Annotated in this window: 17 protein-coding genes and 1 tRNA gene; 9 read left to right on the forward strand and 9 right to left on the reverse strand. The window is 62.0% G+C overall.

The window, feature by feature from the left end:
• Positions 1-23: 23 nt before the first annotated feature.
• From FS777_RS02050 to FS777_RS02060, 3 genes are all read right to left on the reverse strand, one after another.
• Positions 24-854, reverse strand: coding sequence for a dermonecrotic toxin domain-containing protein (locus FS777_RS02050; RefSeq protein WP_145253779.1), 831 nt, complete (start codon positions 852-854; stop codon positions 24-26).
• Between the two features lie 289 nt (positions 855-1143).
• Positions 1144-1563 carry a hypothetical protein gene (locus FS777_RS02055; RefSeq protein ID WP_145253782.1) on the reverse strand — a complete coding sequence of 140 codons (420 nt, stop codon included), beginning with the start codon at positions 1561-1563 and terminating at the stop codon, positions 1144-1146.
• Between the two features lie 214 nt (positions 1564-1777).
• Positions 1778-3781 carry a BCCT family transporter gene (locus FS777_RS02060; RefSeq protein ID WP_058639166.1) on the reverse strand — a complete coding sequence of 668 codons (2004 nt, stop codon included), beginning with the start codon at positions 3779-3781 and terminating at the stop codon, positions 1778-1780.
• Positions 3782-4257: 476 nt separating this feature from the next.
• On the opposite strand from FS777_RS02060, the gene betI reads away from it, so the two are divergent.
• The 3 genes from betI (at position 4258) to betA (ending at position 8259) form a co-directional block, all read left to right on the forward strand.
• Complete coding sequence (gene betI / locus FS777_RS02065) at positions 4258-4911, forward strand: transcriptional regulator BetI (RefSeq protein WP_058639167.1); 654 nt, start codon at positions 4258-4260, stop codon at positions 4909-4911.
• A gap of 38 nt (positions 4912-4949) precedes the next feature.
• Positions 4950-6422 carry a betaine-aldehyde dehydrogenase gene (gene betB, locus FS777_RS02070; protein ID WP_023532870.1) on the forward strand — a complete coding sequence of 491 codons (1473 nt, stop codon included), beginning with the start codon at positions 4950-4952 and terminating at the stop codon, positions 6420-6422.
• 145 nt (positions 6423-6567) lie between these two features.
• The gene (gene betA, locus FS777_RS02075; protein ID WP_058604247.1) at positions 6568-8259 is read left to right on the forward strand and encodes a choline dehydrogenase; all 1692 of its coding nucleotides are present in this window, start codon (positions 6568-6570) and stop codon (positions 8257-8259) included.
• Positions 8260-8297: 38 nt separating this feature from the next.
• Here betA and hisF read toward each other — a convergent pair whose 3' ends face one another.
• From hisF to FS777_RS02105, 6 genes are all read right to left on the reverse strand, one after another.
• A complete protein-coding gene (gene hisF / locus FS777_RS02080; protein WP_145253785.1) occupies positions 8298-9068 on the reverse strand; it encodes an imidazole glycerol phosphate synthase subunit HisF in 771 nt (256 codons plus the stop codon).
• An 83-nt stretch (positions 9069-9151) separates the two neighbouring features.
• Positions 9152-9901: a 1-(5-phosphoribosyl)-5-[(5-phosphoribosylamino)methylideneamino]imidazole-4-carboxamide isomerase gene (gene hisA, locus FS777_RS02085; RefSeq protein ID WP_058604245.1), complete on the reverse strand. Its 750-nt coding sequence runs from the start codon at positions 9899-9901 to the stop codon at positions 9152-9154.
• 27 nt (positions 9902-9928) lie between these two features.
• A complete protein-coding gene (locus FS777_RS02090) occupies positions 9929-10189 on the reverse strand; it encodes a DUF2164 domain-containing protein (protein ID WP_027914086.1) in 261 nt (86 codons plus the stop codon).
• Positions 10190-10828 (reverse strand): imidazole glycerol phosphate synthase subunit HisH, encoded by a 639-nt coding sequence (hisH, locus tag FS777_RS02095; RefSeq protein WP_058604243.1) that lies wholly within the window; start codon positions 10826-10828, stop codon positions 10190-10192.
• On the reverse strand, positions 10829-11422 hold the full coding sequence (gene hisB / locus FS777_RS02100) for an imidazoleglycerol-phosphate dehydratase HisB (protein WP_023532883.1): 594 nt from the start codon (positions 11420-11422) through the stop codon (positions 10829-10831).
• Positions 11423-11683: 261 nt separating this feature from the next.
• Positions 11684-13345 (reverse strand): OFA family MFS transporter, encoded by a 1662-nt coding sequence (locus tag FS777_RS02105; protein ID WP_078477843.1) that lies wholly within the window; start codon positions 13343-13345, stop codon positions 11684-11686.
• 284 nt (positions 13346-13629) lie between these two features.
• On the opposite strand from FS777_RS02105, the gene FS777_RS02110 reads away from it, so the two are divergent.
• From FS777_RS02110 to FS777_RS02135, 6 genes are all read left to right on the forward strand, one after another.
• Complete coding sequence (locus FS777_RS02110; protein WP_145253789.1) at positions 13630-15885, forward strand: AsmA family protein; 2256 nt, start codon at positions 13630-13632, stop codon at positions 15883-15885.
• The gene (mutY, locus tag FS777_RS02115) at positions 15882-16946 is read left to right on the forward strand and encodes an A/G-specific adenine glycosylase (RefSeq protein WP_145253792.1); all 1065 of its coding nucleotides are present in this window, start codon (positions 15882-15884) and stop codon (positions 16944-16946) included. The genes FS777_RS02110 and mutY overlap by 4 nt, the downstream gene beginning before the upstream one ends.
• Entirely contained in the window at positions 16946-17218 is a 273-nt protein-coding gene (locus tag FS777_RS02120) for an oxidative damage protection protein (RefSeq protein WP_058639172.1), read from the forward strand. Before mutY ends, FS777_RS02120 begins: the two co-directional genes overlap by 1 nt.
• 91 nt (positions 17219-17309) lie before the next feature.
• A tRNA-Phe gene (locus FS777_RS02125) sits at positions 17310-17385 on the forward strand.
• 224 nt (positions 17386-17609) lie between these two features.
• Positions 17610-18596, forward strand: coding sequence for a polyphosphate kinase 2 (gene ppk2, locus FS777_RS02130; protein WP_145253795.1), 987 nt, complete (start codon positions 17610-17612; stop codon positions 18594-18596).
• Between the two features lie 87 nt (positions 18597-18683).
• Positions 18684-19127 (forward strand): hypothetical protein, encoded by a 444-nt coding sequence (locus FS777_RS02135; RefSeq protein WP_058639911.1) that lies wholly within the window; start codon positions 18684-18686, stop codon positions 19125-19127.
• The last annotated feature ends 145 nt before the right edge of the window (positions 19128-19272 follow it).

The following is a 19272-nucleotide window of genomic DNA, read 5'->3' on the forward strand; positions in this document are numbered from 1 at the left end:
GATTGCATGCTCGATTCGCCCTCTCAACGCACTTTCAGCATCAGTTCGAGGCAACAACGCCAGGTTGGCTTTGAAGCTACGTCGAACAGCAACCAGGCACCTTGAGTGAGAACCGCCCACTGGCTTTCTGCGTTGGCGACCGAGCTGCGTTCGGCCAGATCGACCAGCAAATCGCGGTTGGCTTTGTACAACTGAAGGTCGACATCATTTAGCCAGGGTTTGGCCCAGAACTGAGCAGGCGCAACACGCCCGGGCAAGATCGAGGTATCGATAATCGAGTGCCCCAGATGGGGCTCGCTGAACCCGCCGTGGTCGTAAACCGGGCGAGCTTCAGGCGTTAGCCAGTCAAGAATGCTGGCCTGCAGCTCAACGTTGTTGCGCACCTCATCCATCAAGGCGTCTGTGCTTGTGAACTCCAGCACGGCCCTACTACCGTAAAGGGGCCTGTACAGCACAACTGTTCCAGGCGTCTGATTGACCAGAACATACATGCCATGTACCTGATCGTATTGCTCACTGTCCGGTGCACGTCGCAATGCGAACGGCATCAGTGTGCTGGCCGGTTGCATTGCGTCCACCCTGCCGCCGCAATAATCGGAAATAGCCTGAAGACCGATTTCGCTTAACTGTCCCCTCAATTTTGCCTGCAAGGCGCTGTGCAGTAATGCGCTTCGCCATTCTCCTGCGAAGCGTTTGACCCGCTCAGGCTGACGCTGCGCGTCGTCGAGATGGGTGACCACATATGCCGGGTAAGTGGCGCCGATATCCAATCGCCAGACAAGCTGCTTGGGGTAGTCGACCGTCAACCAATCCATGATCAGCTGATCTTCACGGTGGCTGATGGCGGTGCGCAAAAGGGTCTCCTCCAAGCTCATGCCGATGCCATACCATCCCTTGCTCGTCCACAAGGGCGGGATACTCCTGCTGTAGGGCCTGCGCAGATTCATCCAGCGTGTCGAACGTCCACACCACGCCGGACGGCTTGCACCACAGCACTGCCTCACCCTCGTCCCACTGTCCCTGTACGATGAGATCTGGCAGGAAACGGCTAACGCTGCTGTTCTGATAGGGACGTACCATCTCCACCATGAACACAGTCGGCCGCTCACTGGGGCTGCCCAAGAGTCCACGCAGACAAGCCTGCTACCGAGCGCTCAAGCCGTGAAGCGACAGGTTGTGCAGCAGCGCCGTTATCATGACCAGCTGCAGCCAGCGATCGCGGCTGACGCCCATACTGCCGACAGCACGCCAGTACTTGACCTGTGCCGCGTTGAAATAGTCGTCCAGTAAAAGCAGCAGGTCTTCGAAGGCAGGTTGCAGAGCCACGAGATCGATTTGATCGCCCTCGGCAGTCTCGAACGGGTCGGGGATGGCAAAGAAGTGTTTGCCGCTGAGCAGCAGATACTGATTGATGTTGGCCACTGGCGTGAAGTCCAGCACCCGGTTGTGCAGCTTGGCCTTGAGTATCTCGTCTACGAGTGGAAGGGTCGTTGGTGCCCATCGGGGTTCGCCCTGACCAGGCTCAGCTGGTTGGCATCCTTGAGCGTGGGCGATGAACGGCAATCAGGGGGTAGTGCTCGATCAGCAAGCCCATGATTTGCAGGCTGGCTACCTGCCGTAAGGTAGGCCGACCAGAAAACTGCGCGTTGACCTGGGCTTTGAAGTCGTATGAAGCGGCTCGAGCGGTGGGCATGGTGGGCCTCCTTGAATCGGGAGACCCACCGTAGCCACGCACGTGTGGTCATTGGCCGTACATATTGCTAGGCCAGGTCGTGCGTCAGCTGTAGACCCGCCCCAACACCTGGCGGTGGCTCTCGAACTGATCCAGCACATCGCGCACGATTTGTTCAGGCGCAAAGCCCATCAGGTCATACTCCTGGCTACCGTCGTGCAAATACACTTCGGCGCGGTAGAAGCGTTGCCGTACCTCGGGCTCACCCTCGGCCGGGGCTTCTGTTGGTGCAGCCATGTAACCATCGAGGCTGACCTCGTAGACGAAGGGGTTGCCTTCTTCCATCATCACCCGCAGGCCCATCATGTTGCGCGACTGGCCGACCCGGGTCTCGACGTCGAAGCCCTGGGTTTGCAACTGGGCCGCTGCATCCTTCAGCGCAGGGCTTACCTGCTTGTCCATGAAGCGCTGTACCACTGCCTGGGTCGGTTGCAGTTCGAGCTGAGTCAGGCGCTCACTGAAGCCTCGACGGCCACGTGCGGCCAGTTCGGCCCGCTCCTGCTCCATGGCCACGTCCTGCCGCATGGCCTTGTACAAGCCGAACATGAACAGCACCAGCACCACCGAGAACGGCAGGCCTGCCAGCACCACCATGGTCTGCATGGCTTCGAAGTTGCCGGCGAACAACAAGCCGATGGTGACCAGCGTGATGATCACCGACCAGAACACCACCATCCAGTGCGGGGCGTCCTCGTCGACCTTGCCACCTTTGCACGACAGGTTGGCCATCATGACTGCGCCGGAGTCCGCTGGGGTCAGGAACAACACGAAGCCAACAAACACGGCCACACCGATCACGATCTTAGCTGCCGGGAAGTATTCCAGCAGTTGGTAGATTGACATGGACGGCTGCTCGAGGGCGGTCTTGCCCAGTTCCACGGCGCCATGGTTGATCACCAAGTCCAGGGCGGTATTGCCGAAGATCGACAGCCACGCCAGGGTGAAGCCCAGCGGGATCAACAGCACACCGCTGACCAACTGGCGCACGGTACGGCCCTTGGAGATCCGGGCAATGAACATGCCTACGAACGGGCCCCAGGAAATCCACCAGGCCCAATAGAACACCGTCCACAAGCCCAACCAGCGTTCGGACTTGCCCGCCTCACCCTCATACACATACAGGTCAAAGGTTTTCAGCACGATGCCGTTGAGGTAGTCGCCCACGTTCTGCACGAAGCCGTTGAGCAGGTGCAGGGTTTCGCCGCCCAGCAGGACGAAGATCAGCAGGCCACTGAACAGCGCGATGTTCAGGTTGGACAGGCGGCGGATGCCGTTTTCCACGCCCGAGACCGCTGCCACTGTGGCAACACCAGCCATTACCAGAATCACCACCAGCAGGTTGGTCTTGCTGTGGTCCATGCCGAACAGGTATTCAAGCCCCGACGCGACCTGCATCGAGCCGATCCCAAGGTTGGTGACCAGGCCCAGCAGGGTCACGAACATGCCGAAGATATCCACAGCGTTGCCGGCAGCGCCCTTGACCCAGCGCTCGCCCACCAGTGGATAAAGTGCCGAGCGCAGTGCCAGCGGCTGGTTGTGACGGTAGGCGAAATAACCCACGGCCAGGCCCACCAGGGCGTAGATCGCCCAGCCGTGCAGACCCCAGTGCAGGAACGTAAGCTGCAGGCCCTGACGCGCCGCTTCCAGGCTGGCCGGCGTGCCTTCGGGCGGATTGAAGTAGTGATCCAGCGGCTCGGATGCGCCGAAGTACAACAGCGAGATACCGATGCCCGACGAGAACAGCATGCCGGCCCAGGCGCCATAGCTGAAGTCAGGCTGGTCTTCCTTGCCGCCCAGCTTGAGCTTGCCGTAGTCGGAAAACGCCAGGTAGATGACGAACAGCAAGTAGCCGCAGATCACCAGCATGTAGTACCAGCCGAAACTGCGCGTCAGCCACTGCTGGGCGACGCCCAGTACGCGGCCGGCAGTTTCAGGAACAGCGATAAGCAAGGCAGTCAGAACGAGGATCATCAGCGCCGAGGTGTAGAACACCACGCGGTTGACCCGTACCCTCTCGGCGGGGGGTTTGGTTAGTGAGGCAGAACTCATTGCAAGAAGGCTCCGGGCAGAACGGCAGTGGAGGCTAATCGGTCTTCCTGAGCATTTGGTGGAATACCCCCACTGCATCAGGTGTTATAAAAGCACCCTGGAAATCGCGGTTTCGAACCGATCCGCTGCAACACATACGCCGTTACCACCGCTTCAAAACGCTGCGCACGGTTGAAAGTGCGCGCATTGGTCACAGGGATATCGCCCGATCCTGAGGCATGTCGCAGGTCTTCCACGCTGCGACGGCGTCTGCGTCCTTTATCGATCGCCCCCGTTACAAGCCTTGCCGGCCCTGGGTTTGCGCGATTTCCTAAGGTTTCAATCGATGCCGCTGGAGCCGTCACATGGGCTGTCAATGGCACAAATTGTCGCAGAGCTTATTCTTTATTGATTGAACGTTCAATCAAAACAAAATAGACTGGTCTTCGCTGAGTCAGACGCTGGTCGTCTGCTCGCAGACCTGAGGAGAAAGCAAGATGCCCAAGGTCGGTATGCAACCCATCCGCCGTCAGCAGTTGATCGAAGCCACGTTACAAGCGGTCGATCAGGTCGGTCTGGGGGACGCCAGCATTGCGCTCATTGCCCGTTTGGCCGGCGTGTCGAACGGCATCATCAGTCACTACTTTCGGGACAAGAACGGCCTGATCGCAGCGACGATGGGCTACATCATGAGCATGCTCAACGAAGGCGTGCGAGCACGCCGCCAGGCGTTGACGGACGATGCGCCGCGCGCCCACCTGAAAGTGATAATCGAGGGCAACTTCGATGCCAGCCAGGTGAATGGCCCGGCGATGAAAACCTGGTTGGCCTTTTGGGCTTCCAGCATGCACCAGCCCGATCTGCACAGGTTGCAACGGATCAATGACCACCGTTTGTACTCTAACCTGTGTTGCCAGTTTCGCCGCGTGCTGCCGCTTTACCATGCACGCAAGGCAGCCCGCGGGCTGGCGGCTCTGATCGACGGTCTGTGGCTGCGTGGAGCCTTGTCGGGGGATGCCTTCGACACCGACCAGGCGATACGGATCGCTTACGAATACATGGATCTACAACTGGCCAAGCAGCGCACACTGGGCACCGACCCTGCTGCTGAAAAACGGCGCACGGCCTCTGCCAGCACGGCAGGAGCGTGACGCCTGGCCTACACACACATTGCACTTGCGAGGACACTATGGCCCGTTTCGGAACGCAAAAACTCTACATCGATGGCGGTTACGTCGACGCTGGCACCGATGCCACCTTCGAAGCCATCAACCCGGCTACCGGCGAAGTGCTTGCCCACGTGCAACGCGCCACCGAGGCTGACGTCGAGAAGGCTGTCGAAAGCGCCGAGCGCGGCCAGAAAGTGTGGGCGGCCATGACTGCCATGCAGCGCTCGCGCATCCTGCGCCGCGCCGTGGACATCCTGCGCGAACGCAACGACGAGCTGGCTATGCTGGAAACCCTGGACACCGGCAAGTCCTACTCCGAAACCCGCTACGTCGACATCGTCACCGGCGCTGACGTACTGGAATATTACGCAGGCCTGGTCCCTGCCATCGAAGGCGAGCAGATTCCGCTGCGCGAATCGTCCTTCGTCTACACCCGTCGCGAACCGCTGGGCGTGACTGCCGGTATCGGCGCCTGGAACTACCCGATCCAGATCGCCCTGTGGAAATCCGCACCGGCCCTGGCTGCCGGCAACGCGATGATCTTCAAGCCGTCGGAAGTCACCTCGCTGACCACCCTCAAGCTGGCCGAGATCTACACCGAAGCCGGCCTGCCGGACGGCGTGTTCAACGTACTGACCGGCAGCGGCCGCGAAGTCGGCAGCTGGCTGACCGAGCACCCGCGCATCGAGAAGATCTCCTTCACCGGCGGCACCACCACCGGCAAGAAGGTCATGGCCAGCGCCTCGAGTTCCTCGCTCAAGGAAGTGACCATGGAGCTGGGTGGCAAGTCGCCGCTGATCATCTGCGCCGACGCCGACCTGGACAAGGCCGCCGACATCGCCATGATGGCCAACTTCTACAGCTCGGGCCAGGTGTGCACCAACGGTACCCGCGTGTTCATCCCAGCCGAGCACAAGGCCGCCTTCGAAGCCAAGATTCTCGAGCGCGTGGCGCGTATCCGTGCCGGCAACCCGGAAGATGAAAACACCAACTTCGGCCCGCTGGTCAGCTTCCAGCACATGGAAAGCGTGCTGGGCTACATCGCCAAGGGCAAGGAAGAAGGTGCCCGCGTACTGTGTGGCGGCGAGCGCCTGACCGAAGGCGACTTCGGCAAGGGTGCCTTCGTGGCCCCGACCGTGTTCACCGACTGCCGCGACGACATGACCATCGTCAAGGAAGAGATCTTCGGCCCGGTCATGAGCATCCTCAGCTACGAGACCGAGGAAGAAGTGATCCGCCGCGCCAACGACACCGAATACGGCCTGGCTGCCGGTGTGTGCACCAACGACCTGAACCGTGCCCACCGCATCATCCACCAGCTCGAAGCGGGCATTTGCTGGATCAACGCCTGGGGCGAGTCGGCAGCCGAAATGCCGGTGGGCGGCTACAAGCAATCGGGCGTTGGCCGCGAGAACGGCATCAGCTCGCTGGCCCAATACACCCGCATCAAGTCGGTACAGGTCGAGCTGGGCGACTACGCCTCGGTCTTCTGACCGGCCGTAGCACGCCAGCCCATGCTGCAGGACAGCGCCGGTCGTTGACCGACCGGCCCTTGCAGCACTCATCCATTTGCGCGTGAGGCCAGGCTGCACCAGGTGCAGCGCCAGACGCGCAACTGCTTCCGGAGGAAGCTTCCCCATGGAATACGATTACATCATCGTTGGTGCCGGCTCTGCCGGTAACACCCTGGCTACTCGCCTTACCGAAGACGCAGGCACCACCGTGCTGCTGCTAGAAGCCGGCGGCCCTGACTATCGCTTCGACTTCCGTACTCAGATGCCAGCTGCCCTGGCCTTCCCGCTGCAAGGCCGCCGCTACAACTGGGCCTACGAGACCGACCCGGAGCCGCACATGGACGGCCGCCGCATGGAATGTGGCCGCGGCAAGGGCCTGGGTGGCTCCTCGCTGATCAACGGCATGTGCTACATCCGCGGCAACGCCCTGGACTTCGATGGCTGGGCTGAGCTGCCAGGCCTGGAAGACTGGACCTACCTGGACTGCCTGCCGTACTTCCGCAAGGCCGAAACCCGCGACATCGGCCCCAACGACTACCACGGTGGTGACGGGCCGTTGAGCGTGGCCACGCCCAAGGCTGGCAACAACCCGCTGTTCAACGCAATGGTCGAGGCTGGCGTACAGGCCGGCTACCCGCGCACCGAAGACCTCAACGGCTACCAGCAGGAAGGCTTCGGCCCGATGGATCGTTCGGTGACCAAGAATGGCCGCCGCTCCAGCACTGCCCGCGGTTACCTGGACCAGGCCAAGAAACGCCCCAACCTGACCATCGTGACCCACGCCCTGAGCGACCGCGTACTGTTCGACGGTAAGCGCGCCATTGGTGTGAGCTACTTGGTGGGCGACAGCGAAGAGCGCGTCGAAGCACGTGCCCGCAAGGAAGTGATCGTCAGCTCCGGCGCCATCGCCACGCCGCAACTGCTGCAGCGCTCCGGCGTGGGCCCGCGCGCCCTGCTCGAAAGCCTGGACATCCCGGTCGTTCACGACCTGCCAGGCGTTGGCGAAAACCTGCAGGATCACCTGGAACTGTACCTTCAGTACGCGTGCACCCAGCCCGTCTCGCTGTACCCGTCGCTGCTGTGGTGGAACCAGCCGGCCATCGGCGCCGAGTGGCTGTTCAACGGTACCGGCATCGGGGCCAGCAACCAGTTCGAGGCCGGCGGTTTCATTCGCTCGCGCCCTGAATTCAAATGGCCGAACATCCAGTACCACTTCCTGCCGGTAGCCATCAACTACAACGGCTCCAAGGGCGTCAAGGAACATGGCTTCCAGGCGCACATGGGCTCGATGCGCTCGCCTAGCCGCGGCCGCGTGCAGGTCAAGTCCAAGGACCCACGCCAGCACCCAAGCATCCTGTTCAACTACATGGCCACCGAGCAGGACTGGGAAGAATTCCGTGACGGTATTCGCCTGACCCGCGAAATCATGGCCCAGCCAGCGCTGGACCCGTACCGTGGTCGCGAAATCAGCCCAGGTGCGCACGTGCAAACCGATGAAGAGCTGGACAAATTCATCCGTGAGCACGCCGAAACCGCCTACCACCCATCGTGCTCGTGCAAGATGGGCACCGACGACATGGCAGTGGTCGATGGCGAAGGCCGCGTGCATGGCATGCAGGGCCTGCGTGTAGTGGATGCGTCGATCATGCCGATCATCATCACCGGCAACCTCAACGCCACCACCATCATGATCGCCGAGAAAATCTCGGACAAGATCCGTGGTCGCAAGCCGTTGCCGCGCAGCACTGCCAAGTACTACGTGGCCAACGACGCGCCGGTCAAAGGCAAGCCCATGCGTGAAGTGAAGCAGGGCTGATCACCAAAGGGGCTGCCTGGCAGCCCCTTTTTTTCGAGTCAGCGAACGACTATTCCGCGCGCTGCCATATAGGCCTTGGCCTCAGGCACCGTGTACTCCCCAAAATGGAAGATGCTGGCAGCCAACACGGCACTGGCATGCCCTTGCAAGATACCATCGGCCAGGTGCTGAAGGTTACCCACCCCGCCCGAGGCGATCACCGGGATGCTCAACGCATCGCTGATGGCACGGGTCACGCCCAGGTCGAACCCGTTCTTCATGCCATCCTGGTCCATGCTGGTCAGCAGGATTTCGCCCGCACCCAGGTCTTGCATCTTCTTCGCCCACTCCACCGCGTCCAGGCCGGTCGGCTTGCGCCCGCCATGGGTGAAGATTTCCCAGCGCGGGGTTTCACCCGGGGCTGATACCTGCTTGGCATCGATGGCCACGACGATGCACTGGGAACCGAAGCGGTCTGCGGCCTCGCCCACGAAGTCCGGGTTGAACACCGCGGCAGTGTTGATCGATACCTTGTCGGCACCGGCATTGAGCAGGTTGCGGATGTCCTGCACGGTGCGCACCCCACCCCCCACCGTCAGCGGGATGAACACCTGGCTGGCCATGCGCTCGACGGTGTGCAGGGTGGTATCGCGACCATCGACGCTGGCCGTGATGTCAAGGAAGGTGATCTCGTCCGCACCCTGCTCGTTATAGCGCCGGGCAATCTCCACCGGGTCGCCGGCATCGCGGATGTTCTCGAACTTGACGCCCTTGACCACACGGCCATTGTCCACGTCCAGGCAAGGGATGATGCGTTTAGCTAAAGCCATGAGAGGGCTCCTGGGAAGCAACAGCAAGCGGCAAGCGTGGGGCAACACAGGAGACGCCATAGGCGCCCCCTTGTCGCGCTCGCTTAGCGCTGGCCAATGCTCGGGTAGTTGTCACAGAAGGCCTGAGCCTCGGCTACGTCGAGGGTGCCCTCGTAGATGGCGCGGCCGGTGATGGCGCCAATGATGCCAGGCGCCTTGGCTTCGAGCAGCGCCTTGATGTCGCCCAGGTTGTGGATGCCACCCGAAGCGATCACCGGAATCGACGTGGCTTCTGCCAGGGCCTTGGTGAACGGTACGTTGCAGCCCTGCATCATGCCGTCCTTGGCGATGTCGGTGTAGACGATCGCCGAGACGCCATCGGCCTCGAAGCGCCTGGCCAGGTCGATGACCTGCACGGTGCTCACTTCGGCCCAGCCATCGGTGGCGACGAAGCCGTCCTTGGCGTCCAGGCCGACGATGACCTTGCCAGGGAAGGCCTTGCAGGCCTCGGCCACGAATTCAGGCTGCTTCACCGCCTTGGTGCCGATGATGACATAGCTGACGCCAGCCTTGACGTAGTGCTCGATGGTTTCCAACGAGCGGATGCCGCCACCGATCTGGATCGGCAGGGTCGGGTAGCGCTTGGCGATGGCGGTGACCACTTCACCGTTGACCGGCTGGCCTTCGAAGGCACCGTTGAGGTCGACCAGGTGCAGGCGACGGCAGCCGCCCTCAACCCACTTGGCGGCCATGCTCACCGGGTCATCGGAAAAAACCGTGGAATCTTCCATGCGGCCCTGGCGCAGACGCACGCAGGCACCGTCCTTCAGATCGATAGCGGGGATAATCAGCATCTTGGGAACCTGTCCGTTCTTGGGGTTTCAGGGCTTCTCGAGCGCCCACAGATCGCTTTCGATGCTCTCGAACCGCTCCTTGAGGTGCAGTTGAACATCGGCGATCGCCCTGTTGTAGTAATGGGGTGCAATGTGATGGGTGAACAGTTCGAGCACCTCGGCGACTTCGAATGACCCCAGCTCCAGCTCGAAACGGTCTTCGAGAAAGCGCTTGAGCGTATCGAGCGCTTCACGCTCCTGCTCGGGGGCCAGCGTGAGGATCGGCGCCTTGGTCTTCGAACGGCTCATTTACCAGCGCCCGTCCCAGGCCACGAAGTTCTGCAGCAGTTGCAGGCCATGGGTATGGCTTTTCTCCGGGTGGAACTGGACCGCGAAACGCGAACCATCGGCCAGCGCCGCGGCGAAATCGACGCCGTAATGGCCACGGCCAACCACTTGGGTGGGCTTGCCGGCGGCAATGTAGTAGCTGTGCACGAAATAGAAACGCGCCCGGTCGCTGATGTCGTGCCACAGAGGGTGGTCGACGCTCTGGCTGACTTCGTTCCACCCCATGTGCGGCACTTTCAGATGCTCGCCGTCTTCTTGCAGGTCTTTGCCGAACAAGCGCACCTGGCCCGGGAACAGGCCAATGCAGTCGACGCCGTCGTTTTCTTCACTGTGCTCAAGCAGCGCCTGCATGCCTACGCAGATGCCCAGGAATGGGCGATCCTGGCTCACTTCACGCACCAGGCTGTCAAAGCCCAGGCGGCGAATCTCGGCCATGCAGTCGCGAATGGCACCAACGCCTGGGAACACCACCCGGTCCGCTTCGCGGATCACCGCTGCATCACTGGTGACCAGTACCTTGCCAGCGCCGACGTGCTCAAGCGCCTTGGCCACCGAGTGCAGGTTGCCCATGCCATAGTCGATTACCGCTACCGTCTGCATTTAGAGGCACCCTTTGGTGGACGGCATCTGCCCGGCCATGCGCTCGTCGAGGGTAACAGCCATGCGCAGTGCGCGGCCGAAGGCCTTGAACACGGTCTCGATCTGGTGGTGGGTGTTGTGCCCCCGCAGGTTGTCGATGTGCAACGTGACCAGGGCGTGGTTGACGAAGCCCTGGAAGAATTCCTGGAACAGGTCGACGTCGAAACCGCCGACGCTGGCACGGGTGTAAGGCACATGCATCTGCAGGCCGGGGCGGCCGGAGAAGTCGATGACCACGCGCGACAATGCTTCGTCCAGCGGCACATAGGCGTGGCCGTAGCGGAAGATGCCTTTCTTGTCGCCGATGGCCTGGGCGAACGCCATGCCCAGGGTGATACCGACGTCCTCGACGGTATGGTGATCGTCGATATGCAGGTCGCCCTTGCACTCGATATCCAGATCGATCAGCCCATGGCGGGCGATCTGGTCCAGCATGTGTTCAAGGAAAGGCACGCCGATATCGAATCGGGCCTTGCCACTGCCATCGAGGTTGATCGAGCACTTGACCTGGGTTTCCAGGGTATTGCGCTCGACGGAAGCCTTACGTTCGACCATCACCAGCTCCGCAAAATCATTAGGCGAAAAGGGCTGCATTATAGGCGCAGATGGCCGCTGCTTGGAACGCGCAAGACATATGGCAAGCCCAGTGATGACGGGGTCGGATACCGCTACAGGTCTATACAACCGGGAGGAAATGACCGCTTTTGCGATAACTCTAGGGCCGCCACTGAACGCGGCCCTGTTGCACTTGCCGACAGCATCGATGCCACGGGGCCCGGCGCGAAGGCCCCATGACAACGCTTCGACCGGCCTAGGTCAGTGGAACAATACGGCGGTCTTCTGCAGGGTCACCCAGACGCCCCAGGCCAACGGCACCACCACCACGGCCCAGGCCAGCAGCACCAGCGGCAGGCTGCCAGGTGCGGCCTTCCATTCGAGGGATCGCGCGCCGTCAGCGCCCTTGTCGTGGCTCAACGCACGTTCGGCAGCCAGCTGCGCATCGGTCATGAAGTGCTTGTCGGCCACCGGGCGGATCAGCATGTTGCAGATGAAGCCCAGCACCAGCAGGCCAGCGAGGATGTACAGGGTCATGTCGTACGCTGCCGCACGCTCGACGCCAGCCGCCAACTGATACTCGCGCAGGTAGGTGATCAATACAGGCCCCAGCACCCCGGCGGCGGCCCAGGCTGTCAACAGGCGCCCATGGATGGCGCCGACCATTTGCGTGCCGAACAGGTCGGCCAGGTAGGCCGGTACCGTGGAGAAGCCACCGCCGTACATCGACAGGATGATGCAGAACGCCGCCACGAACAGCGCCACGTTGCCCAAGTGGCCCATGTTCGGGATCAGGCTGTACAGGCCAACGCCCAAGGCAAAGAAGGCGAAGTAGGTATTCTTGCGCCCGATATAGTCGGAGAACGACGCCCAGAAAAACCGCCCGCCGATGTTGAACAGGCTCAACAAGCCGGTAAAGCCCGCCGCAATGGCGGCAATCTGCGCCAATTGCGCGGCATTGAGCTGGCTGAAGGTGAGTTCATTGCCCAGCAGCTTGCCAGCGAACACTTCCTGCAACAGCGGCGAGGCCATGCCAAGAATACCGATACCGGCCGACACGTTCAGGCACAACACCAGCCAGACCAAAACGAACTGCGGGGTTTTCCAGGCTACGCTGACGTGCACATGGCGATCGGTGACCATGCCGTTGCCCGCCTTCTTGGCCGGTGCGCTCCAGCCTTCGGGCTTCCAGCCGGTGGGCGGGATGCGATACGCCAGGGCGCCGGCCGTCATGAACACGAAGTAGATCGCGGCCATGACCACGAAGCTCTGCCATACGCCCACCTCGTGCGCGTTGCCAAAATGGCCCATCAGCGCCGTGGCCAACGGTGCACCCACCATGGCTCCGCCGCCGAAGCCCATGATAGCCATGCCGGTGGCCATGCCGCGCTTGTCCGGGAACCACTTGATCAGGGTGGAAACGGGCGAAATGTACCCCAGGCCCAAGCCAATGCCGCCGATCACACCGGAACCCAGCCACATCAGCCACAGCTGATGGGTCTTCACCCCGATGGCGGAAATCAGCATGCCGCCACACCAGCACATCGCCGAGACCAACCCGGCCTTGCGCGGGCCGGCGTGCTCCAGCCAACCGCCCAGCACGGCGGCCGAACAGCCGAGGAAGACGAAGAACAGGGTGTAGATCCAGCTGAGCATCGAAATGGGCCAGTCGCACTCGGCGCTGAACAACCGGGCAATGAAGCTCATGTCTGGCGCGCATGCCACTGGCGCCGTAATGCCCAAGGCTTGCGACAACGGCAGCCAGAACACCGAAAAGCCATAGGCCATGCCGATGCACAGGTGAATGGCCAGAGCAGCCGGGGGCACCAGCCAGCGGTTGAAGCCCGGCCGGGCGATGATGCGTTCCTTGGAGAGGAAGCCTGGCGCACTGGCCAGGGCATCCGCCGTCACGGTACGGCTCATGGAGATGATCCTTTTTTATAAGTTGTGGAGGCAGGCAAAGCGGCGCAAGGGTGCAGTATCCGATCGCATGAAAGCAATCTGATATCGCCCATTTTAGTTCGGCTGACACGGTCAGGCGCTGTAGCCGATCTTTCTGAACTGCCATGATCACCGCTGTCGAAAGCCGTAGCATCTGCTTGGCACGTAGGAAATGGCCGGTATATCCAGGCGAATAAACAGGGACGGCCGCTGCGGCGCTATACTCTCGCGCTTGAATTCACATTCCGATAGTTAAGGACTCGCCCATGAAAGCGTTCGGCAAAATCCTGGGCCTAGGGCTTCTCGGGTTGTTGCTGATCATCGTGGCGCTGGGCTTTGCCCTGACCCACCTGTTCGATCCCAACGACTACAAAGACGAGATTCGCCAGTTGGCGCGCGACAAGGCTCATGTGGAGCTGACCCTCAACGGCGACATTGGCTGGAGCCTGTTCCCATGGCTGGGGCTGGAGCTGCATGACGCCAGCATCGCCACCTTGAATGCGCCCAAGTCGCCCTTTGCCGACTTGCAGATGCTGGGCCTGTCGGTGCGGGTACTGCCGCTGCTGCGCCGCGAGGTGCAGATGAGCGATGTGCGCGTCGAAGGGCTGAACCTGATCCTGACCCGTGACGAACAGGGGCATGGCAACTGGGAGGACTTCGGCAAGCCATTGCCCGCGTCGGCCGAAGGCAAGACCCCTGCGCCAGGGGATGCGCAAGGCACCGAAAACAGCGATCAGCGCTCCGGCACCGCCAGCGCAGACCGACCGGTCAAGCTCGATATCGACAGCTTGACCGTGAACAATGCACGCGTGCAGTACACCGACGCACGCAGCGGCGTCAGCTACAACGCCGAAAGCATTCAGCTCAGCACTGGCGCGGTGCACGAAGGCGCCAGTATTCCACTCAAGGCCAGCGCATTCATCAGCGCCAGCCAGCCCAACATCAAGGCGCGCACCGAACTGGCCGGCGAGCTGCGCCTGGACCGTGCGCTCAAGCGCTACAGCTTCGAAGACATGCGCCTGTCGGGTGAAACCTCCGGCGAGCCTACCGGCGGCAAGACCGTGACCTTCGCCGCCCAGGGCCAGTTGCTGCTCGACCAGGCCGCCAACGTGGCGTCATGGAACGGCCTGAAACTGTCGGCCAACCAGCTGCGCGCCCTGGGCGAACTCAACCTGCGTGAGCTGGACAAGACGCCGCAGCTAAGTGGTGGCCTGTCCATTGCGCAGTTCGACCTGCGCACGTTCCTGGACGGTATCGGCCATCCGCTGCCTGCTACCCAGGACCCGGCCGCCTTCGGCACACTCGAACTGGTCACGCGCCTGCAGGGCACCCCTGCCAGCATCGCCCTGGAAGACTTGTCGGTGAAACTGGACAGCAGCACCTTCACCGGGCGCGTGGCGATCGAAGATTTCGCCAGGCAAGCCCTGCGCCTGCAGCTCAAGGGCGACAGCTTCGATGCCGACCGGTACCTGCCGGCCAAAAGCGAAGAGGCCAAGGGCGCCACTGCTGCGCGCAAGGCCCAGGTACAGCAGCAAGAAGCCAGTGCCGTGGCCGGTGCAGGCAGCACACCGCTGCCCGACGCCCCCACCCAGGGCGCCTGGAGCACCGACAAACTGCTGCCGGTGGACCGTCTGCGCGCCCTCGACCTGCAGGCAGACCTGAGCTTCGGTTCGCTGACGCTGGACAAGCTGCCCATCGGCAACGCCCGCCTGACAGCCAATGGCCAGGGTGGGCTACTGACCCTGCAAACCTTGCGCGGTGACCTGTACAACGGCACCTTCGAGGCCAAGGGCACGGTCGATGTGCGCCCCGCCGTGCCACAACTGGGGGTCAATACCCGCATCCAGCGAGTACCGGTCGAGCACTTCATCAAGACCGACGACAAAGACAAGACGCCGCCGGTCAAAGGCCTGCTGACCCTGTCCAGCGACCTGACCGCCACCGGTAACAGCCAGAAAGCGCTGGTGGACACGATCAACGGCACGGCCAACTTCACCATCAATGACGGTGTGCTGGTCAATGCCAACCTCGAACAGCAACTGTGCCAGGCCATCGCCACGCTCAACCGCAAGTCGCTCAGCGGCGAGCCGCGCGGCAAGGACACCCCGTTCCAGGAGCTGCGTGGCAGCGTGGTGATTCGCAATGGCGTGGCCAGCAACCCTGACCTTAAGGTGCGAATCCCAGGCCTGACCGTCAACGGCCATGGTGACGTGGACCTGCGGGTATTGGGCATGGACTACAACGTGGGTGTGATCGTCGAGGGCGACCAGCGGGCCATGCCCGACCCGGCCTGCCAGGTCAACGAGCGCTACGTGGGTGTGGAAATACCGCTGCGCTGCCGTGGCCCACTGGAGCTGGGCGCCAAGGCTTGCCGTCTGGACAAGGACGGCATGGGCAAGGTCGCTGCCAAACTCGCAGGCAATCGCCTCAAAGACAAGATCGACGAAAAGCTCGATGAAAAACTCGGAGACAAAGTGAGCCCGGAACTTAAAGACGCGCTCAAGGGGCTGTTCAAGCGATGACACCCGAGCAGTTTTCCAGCGCTGTGCTGGAGTGGTACGACGCACACGGTCGGCACGATCTGCCCTGGCAACAGGGCATCAACCCGTATCGTGTATGGGTGTCTGAGATCATGCTGCAACAGACCCAGGTCAGCACGGTGCTGAACTATTTCGACCGCTTCATGCACGCGCTACCGACCGTGCAGGCGCTGGCCGAGGCGCCCGAGGACGAGGTGCTGCATTTGTGGACGGGCCTGGGCTACTACACCCGCGCCCGCAACCTGCAGAAGGCTGCAAGAATCGTGGTCGAGCAGCATGGCGGGGTGTTCCCGCGCAGCGTCGATCAGCTTACCGAGCTGCCGGGTATCGGCCGCTCCACAGCCGGCGCCATCGCCAGCATCAGTATGGGCATTCGTGCGCCGATCCTGGATGGTAACGTCAAGCGGGTGCTGGCCCGGTTCACCGCCCAGGCCGGTTACCCCGGTGAGCCGAAGGTGGCCAACCAACTGTGGGCCACCGCCGAGCGCTTCACGCCCAAGCTTCGTGCCAACCACTACACCCAGGCAATGATGGACCTGGGCGCGACGCTGTGCACCCGCAGCAAACCCACCTGCCTGCTCTGCCCGGTACGGCGCGGCTGCGAGGCGCACCTGCACGGCGAAGAAACCCGCTACCCCGAGCCCAAACCGCGCAAGGCGCTACCGCAGCGGCGCACGCTGATGCCGCTGCTGGCCAACGACGACGGCGCCATCCTGCTGTACCGTCGCCCGTCCAGTGGCCTGTGGGGCGGGCTGTGGAGCTTGCCGGAGCTCGACGACATCGGCCAGCTCGACGACCTGGCCGACCAGCACGGCCTGCGCCTGGGCCGCAGCCGCGCCCTGGACAACCTGACCCACACCTTCAGCCACTTCCAGCTGGCCATCGAGCCTTGGCTGGTGCACGTCGACCCGGTCGGCGAGCACATGGTCGAGGCCGACTGGCTCTGGTATAACCTGGCCACCCCACCGCGCCTGGGCCTGGCCGCCCCGGTGAAGAAGCTGCTCAAACGCGCAGCCGACGAACTGATTGCAGGAGATGCCTGATGACCCGCACCGTGATGTGCCGCAAGTACAACGAAGAACTGCCCGGCCTGGACCGCCCACCCTATCCGGGGGCCAAGGGCCAGGACATCTTCGATCACATCTCGCAGAAGGCTTGGACCGACTGGCAGAAGCACCAGACCATGCTGATCAACGAAAAGCGCCTGAACATGATGAATGGCGAGGACCGCAAATTCCTCCAGGCCGAGATGGACAAGTTTTTCGCTGGCGAAGAATACGCCCAGGCAGAAGGCTACGTCCCGCCCTCGCAGTGACCTCGGAGAACGTAAGCGACGGAATTAATTTAATATTTTTTTCAAAAAGTCGTTGACGAGCAGTCTGAAAGTCTATTTAATTCACCTCGTCGCCCAGATAGCTCAGTCGGTAGAGCAGAGGATTGAAAATCCTCGTGTCGGCGGTTCGACTCCGTCTCTGGGCACCACCTTCAGCTTCTGGTGGTTGCAAAGTTACCCGAAGCGACACAAAAAACCCGCCCAGTGCGGGTTTTTTGTTGCCTGTCGAAAAGTGCTGGTGGACCGCCCTTCGTCATGGGTAGCCGTCGAGCAGCAGCACTCATCCCGGCCAAGTTGACCAACATCAAAAAGCCAGCCCCCTGTCGTCCTTAGCATTCAAGGTGAACATTCGAACCACCTTGCAAGGACCTCCATGAGCGAAGACGCCCCTCTCCAGACTTCCCCACCCCTCGAGAACGCTGCCCCCAAGGCCAAGCCGCGCACTCGCCGCCCCCGCCCCCGCCCGCGCAAACCCGAACCTGCCATCACCGCGATCAGCCAGGCGCCCGCCGCATTGGAAGTCGCCACCGCCCCCAAGGGCAGCAGCGAAGACAGCACATCGGCGCGCTTGCCATTAGGCTACCCCTACCCGCAGCGCTTGCGTCGACAAGAGTACGAAAGGGCCAAGCACGCCCTGCAGATCGAGTTGCTCAAGGTGCAAAGCTGGGTGAAAGAAACAGGTCAGCGGGTGGTGATTCTGTTCGAGGGGCGGGACGCTGCAGGCAAGGGCGGGACCATCAAGCGGTTCATGGAGCACCTGAACCCCCGGGGCGCTCGCATCGTTGCGCTGGAAAAGCCGTCGGAGCAGGAGAAAGGCCAGTGGTACTTCCAGCGCTATGTGCAGCACCTGCCCACGGCGGGAGAAATGGTGTTCTTCGACCGCTCCTGGTACAACCGCGCCGGCGTTGAGAAGGTGATGGATTTCTGCTCGCCCCTTCAGTACCTGGATTTCATGCGCCAGGCGCCGGACCTTGAGCGGATGCTGTGCAACAGCGGCATCCTGCTGTTCAAGTACTGGTTTTCGGTGAACCGCGAAGAACAACTGCGCCGTTTCATCTCGCGCCGTGACGACCCCCTCAAGCACTGGAAACTGTCGCCCATCGACATCAAGTCCCTGGACAAGTGGGACGACTACACCGCCGCCAAGGAGGCCATGTTCTTCCATACCGACACCGCCGACGCGCCGTGGACGGTGATCAAGTCCGATGACAAGAAGCGTGCGCGCATCAACTGTATCCGCCACTTCCTGCATTCGCTGGACTACCCGGACAAGGACTTGAGCGTGGCCTATGCGCCGGACCCTCTGCTGGTCGGCCGGGCATCGCGCGGGTTCGAGGAGGACGACGCGATCGCCAGTTGACGGCCACTGGTGCGTGCATGGCACTTGGGTTTCGCGGGCAACTGCGCTTCAATACGCGCACTTTCAAGCCCCACCCAAGGATTGCCCATGGCCACCTCTACCAAGCAACAAAAACGCGCCAAGCGCGCCGCCACCAAGGCCAAGCAGAACCGCATGGTACGCAGCGGCCAGGCCGTGAAGGCCAGCGCAGGCGATAGCGCCAGCGTCGAGCAGGTGTTCGACAAGGCCATGGCGTCGGCCAGTTACGACCCTTTGTTCAAGAAGATGAAAGAAGCGCAGGAAGGCGGCCTGGTGCCAATGATCTCGGTATTCCTGGTGGACCCGCTGCTGGCCTTGGTGCTCAAGGGCCACAAGGAAGAACACGCGACCGACTATATCGTGATGGTATTCAACGCCTACCGTGCATGGCTCGATGGCGCGGACGAAGACACGACCATGGCGTGGCTGGAAAGCGATGAGTTCCAACAGGCTTACCTGGCTGCGTCCGAGCTGGTGGCCAAGCAGCAGCAACAGCAGAAGCAGTTTGGTTGATTGCTGTCAGGGGCGGTTCGTCGCAGGGCGAACCGTCCCGGCAAGTAGCTGGGAGGGCTGAAGCTTTTTTGAAGGACTCCCCGGCACACAGCTGGAAACCATCCCATGTGTGGGCCTTGCCGGGGCGCCTGATCGGCCCTGATGG

Source organism: Pseudomonas sp. DE0157, from assembly GCF_007678615.1.
In the GTDB taxonomy this organism is placed as follows: Bacteria; Pseudomonadota; Gammaproteobacteria; order Pseudomonadales; family Pseudomonadaceae; genus Aquipseudomonas; species Aquipseudomonas parafulva_B.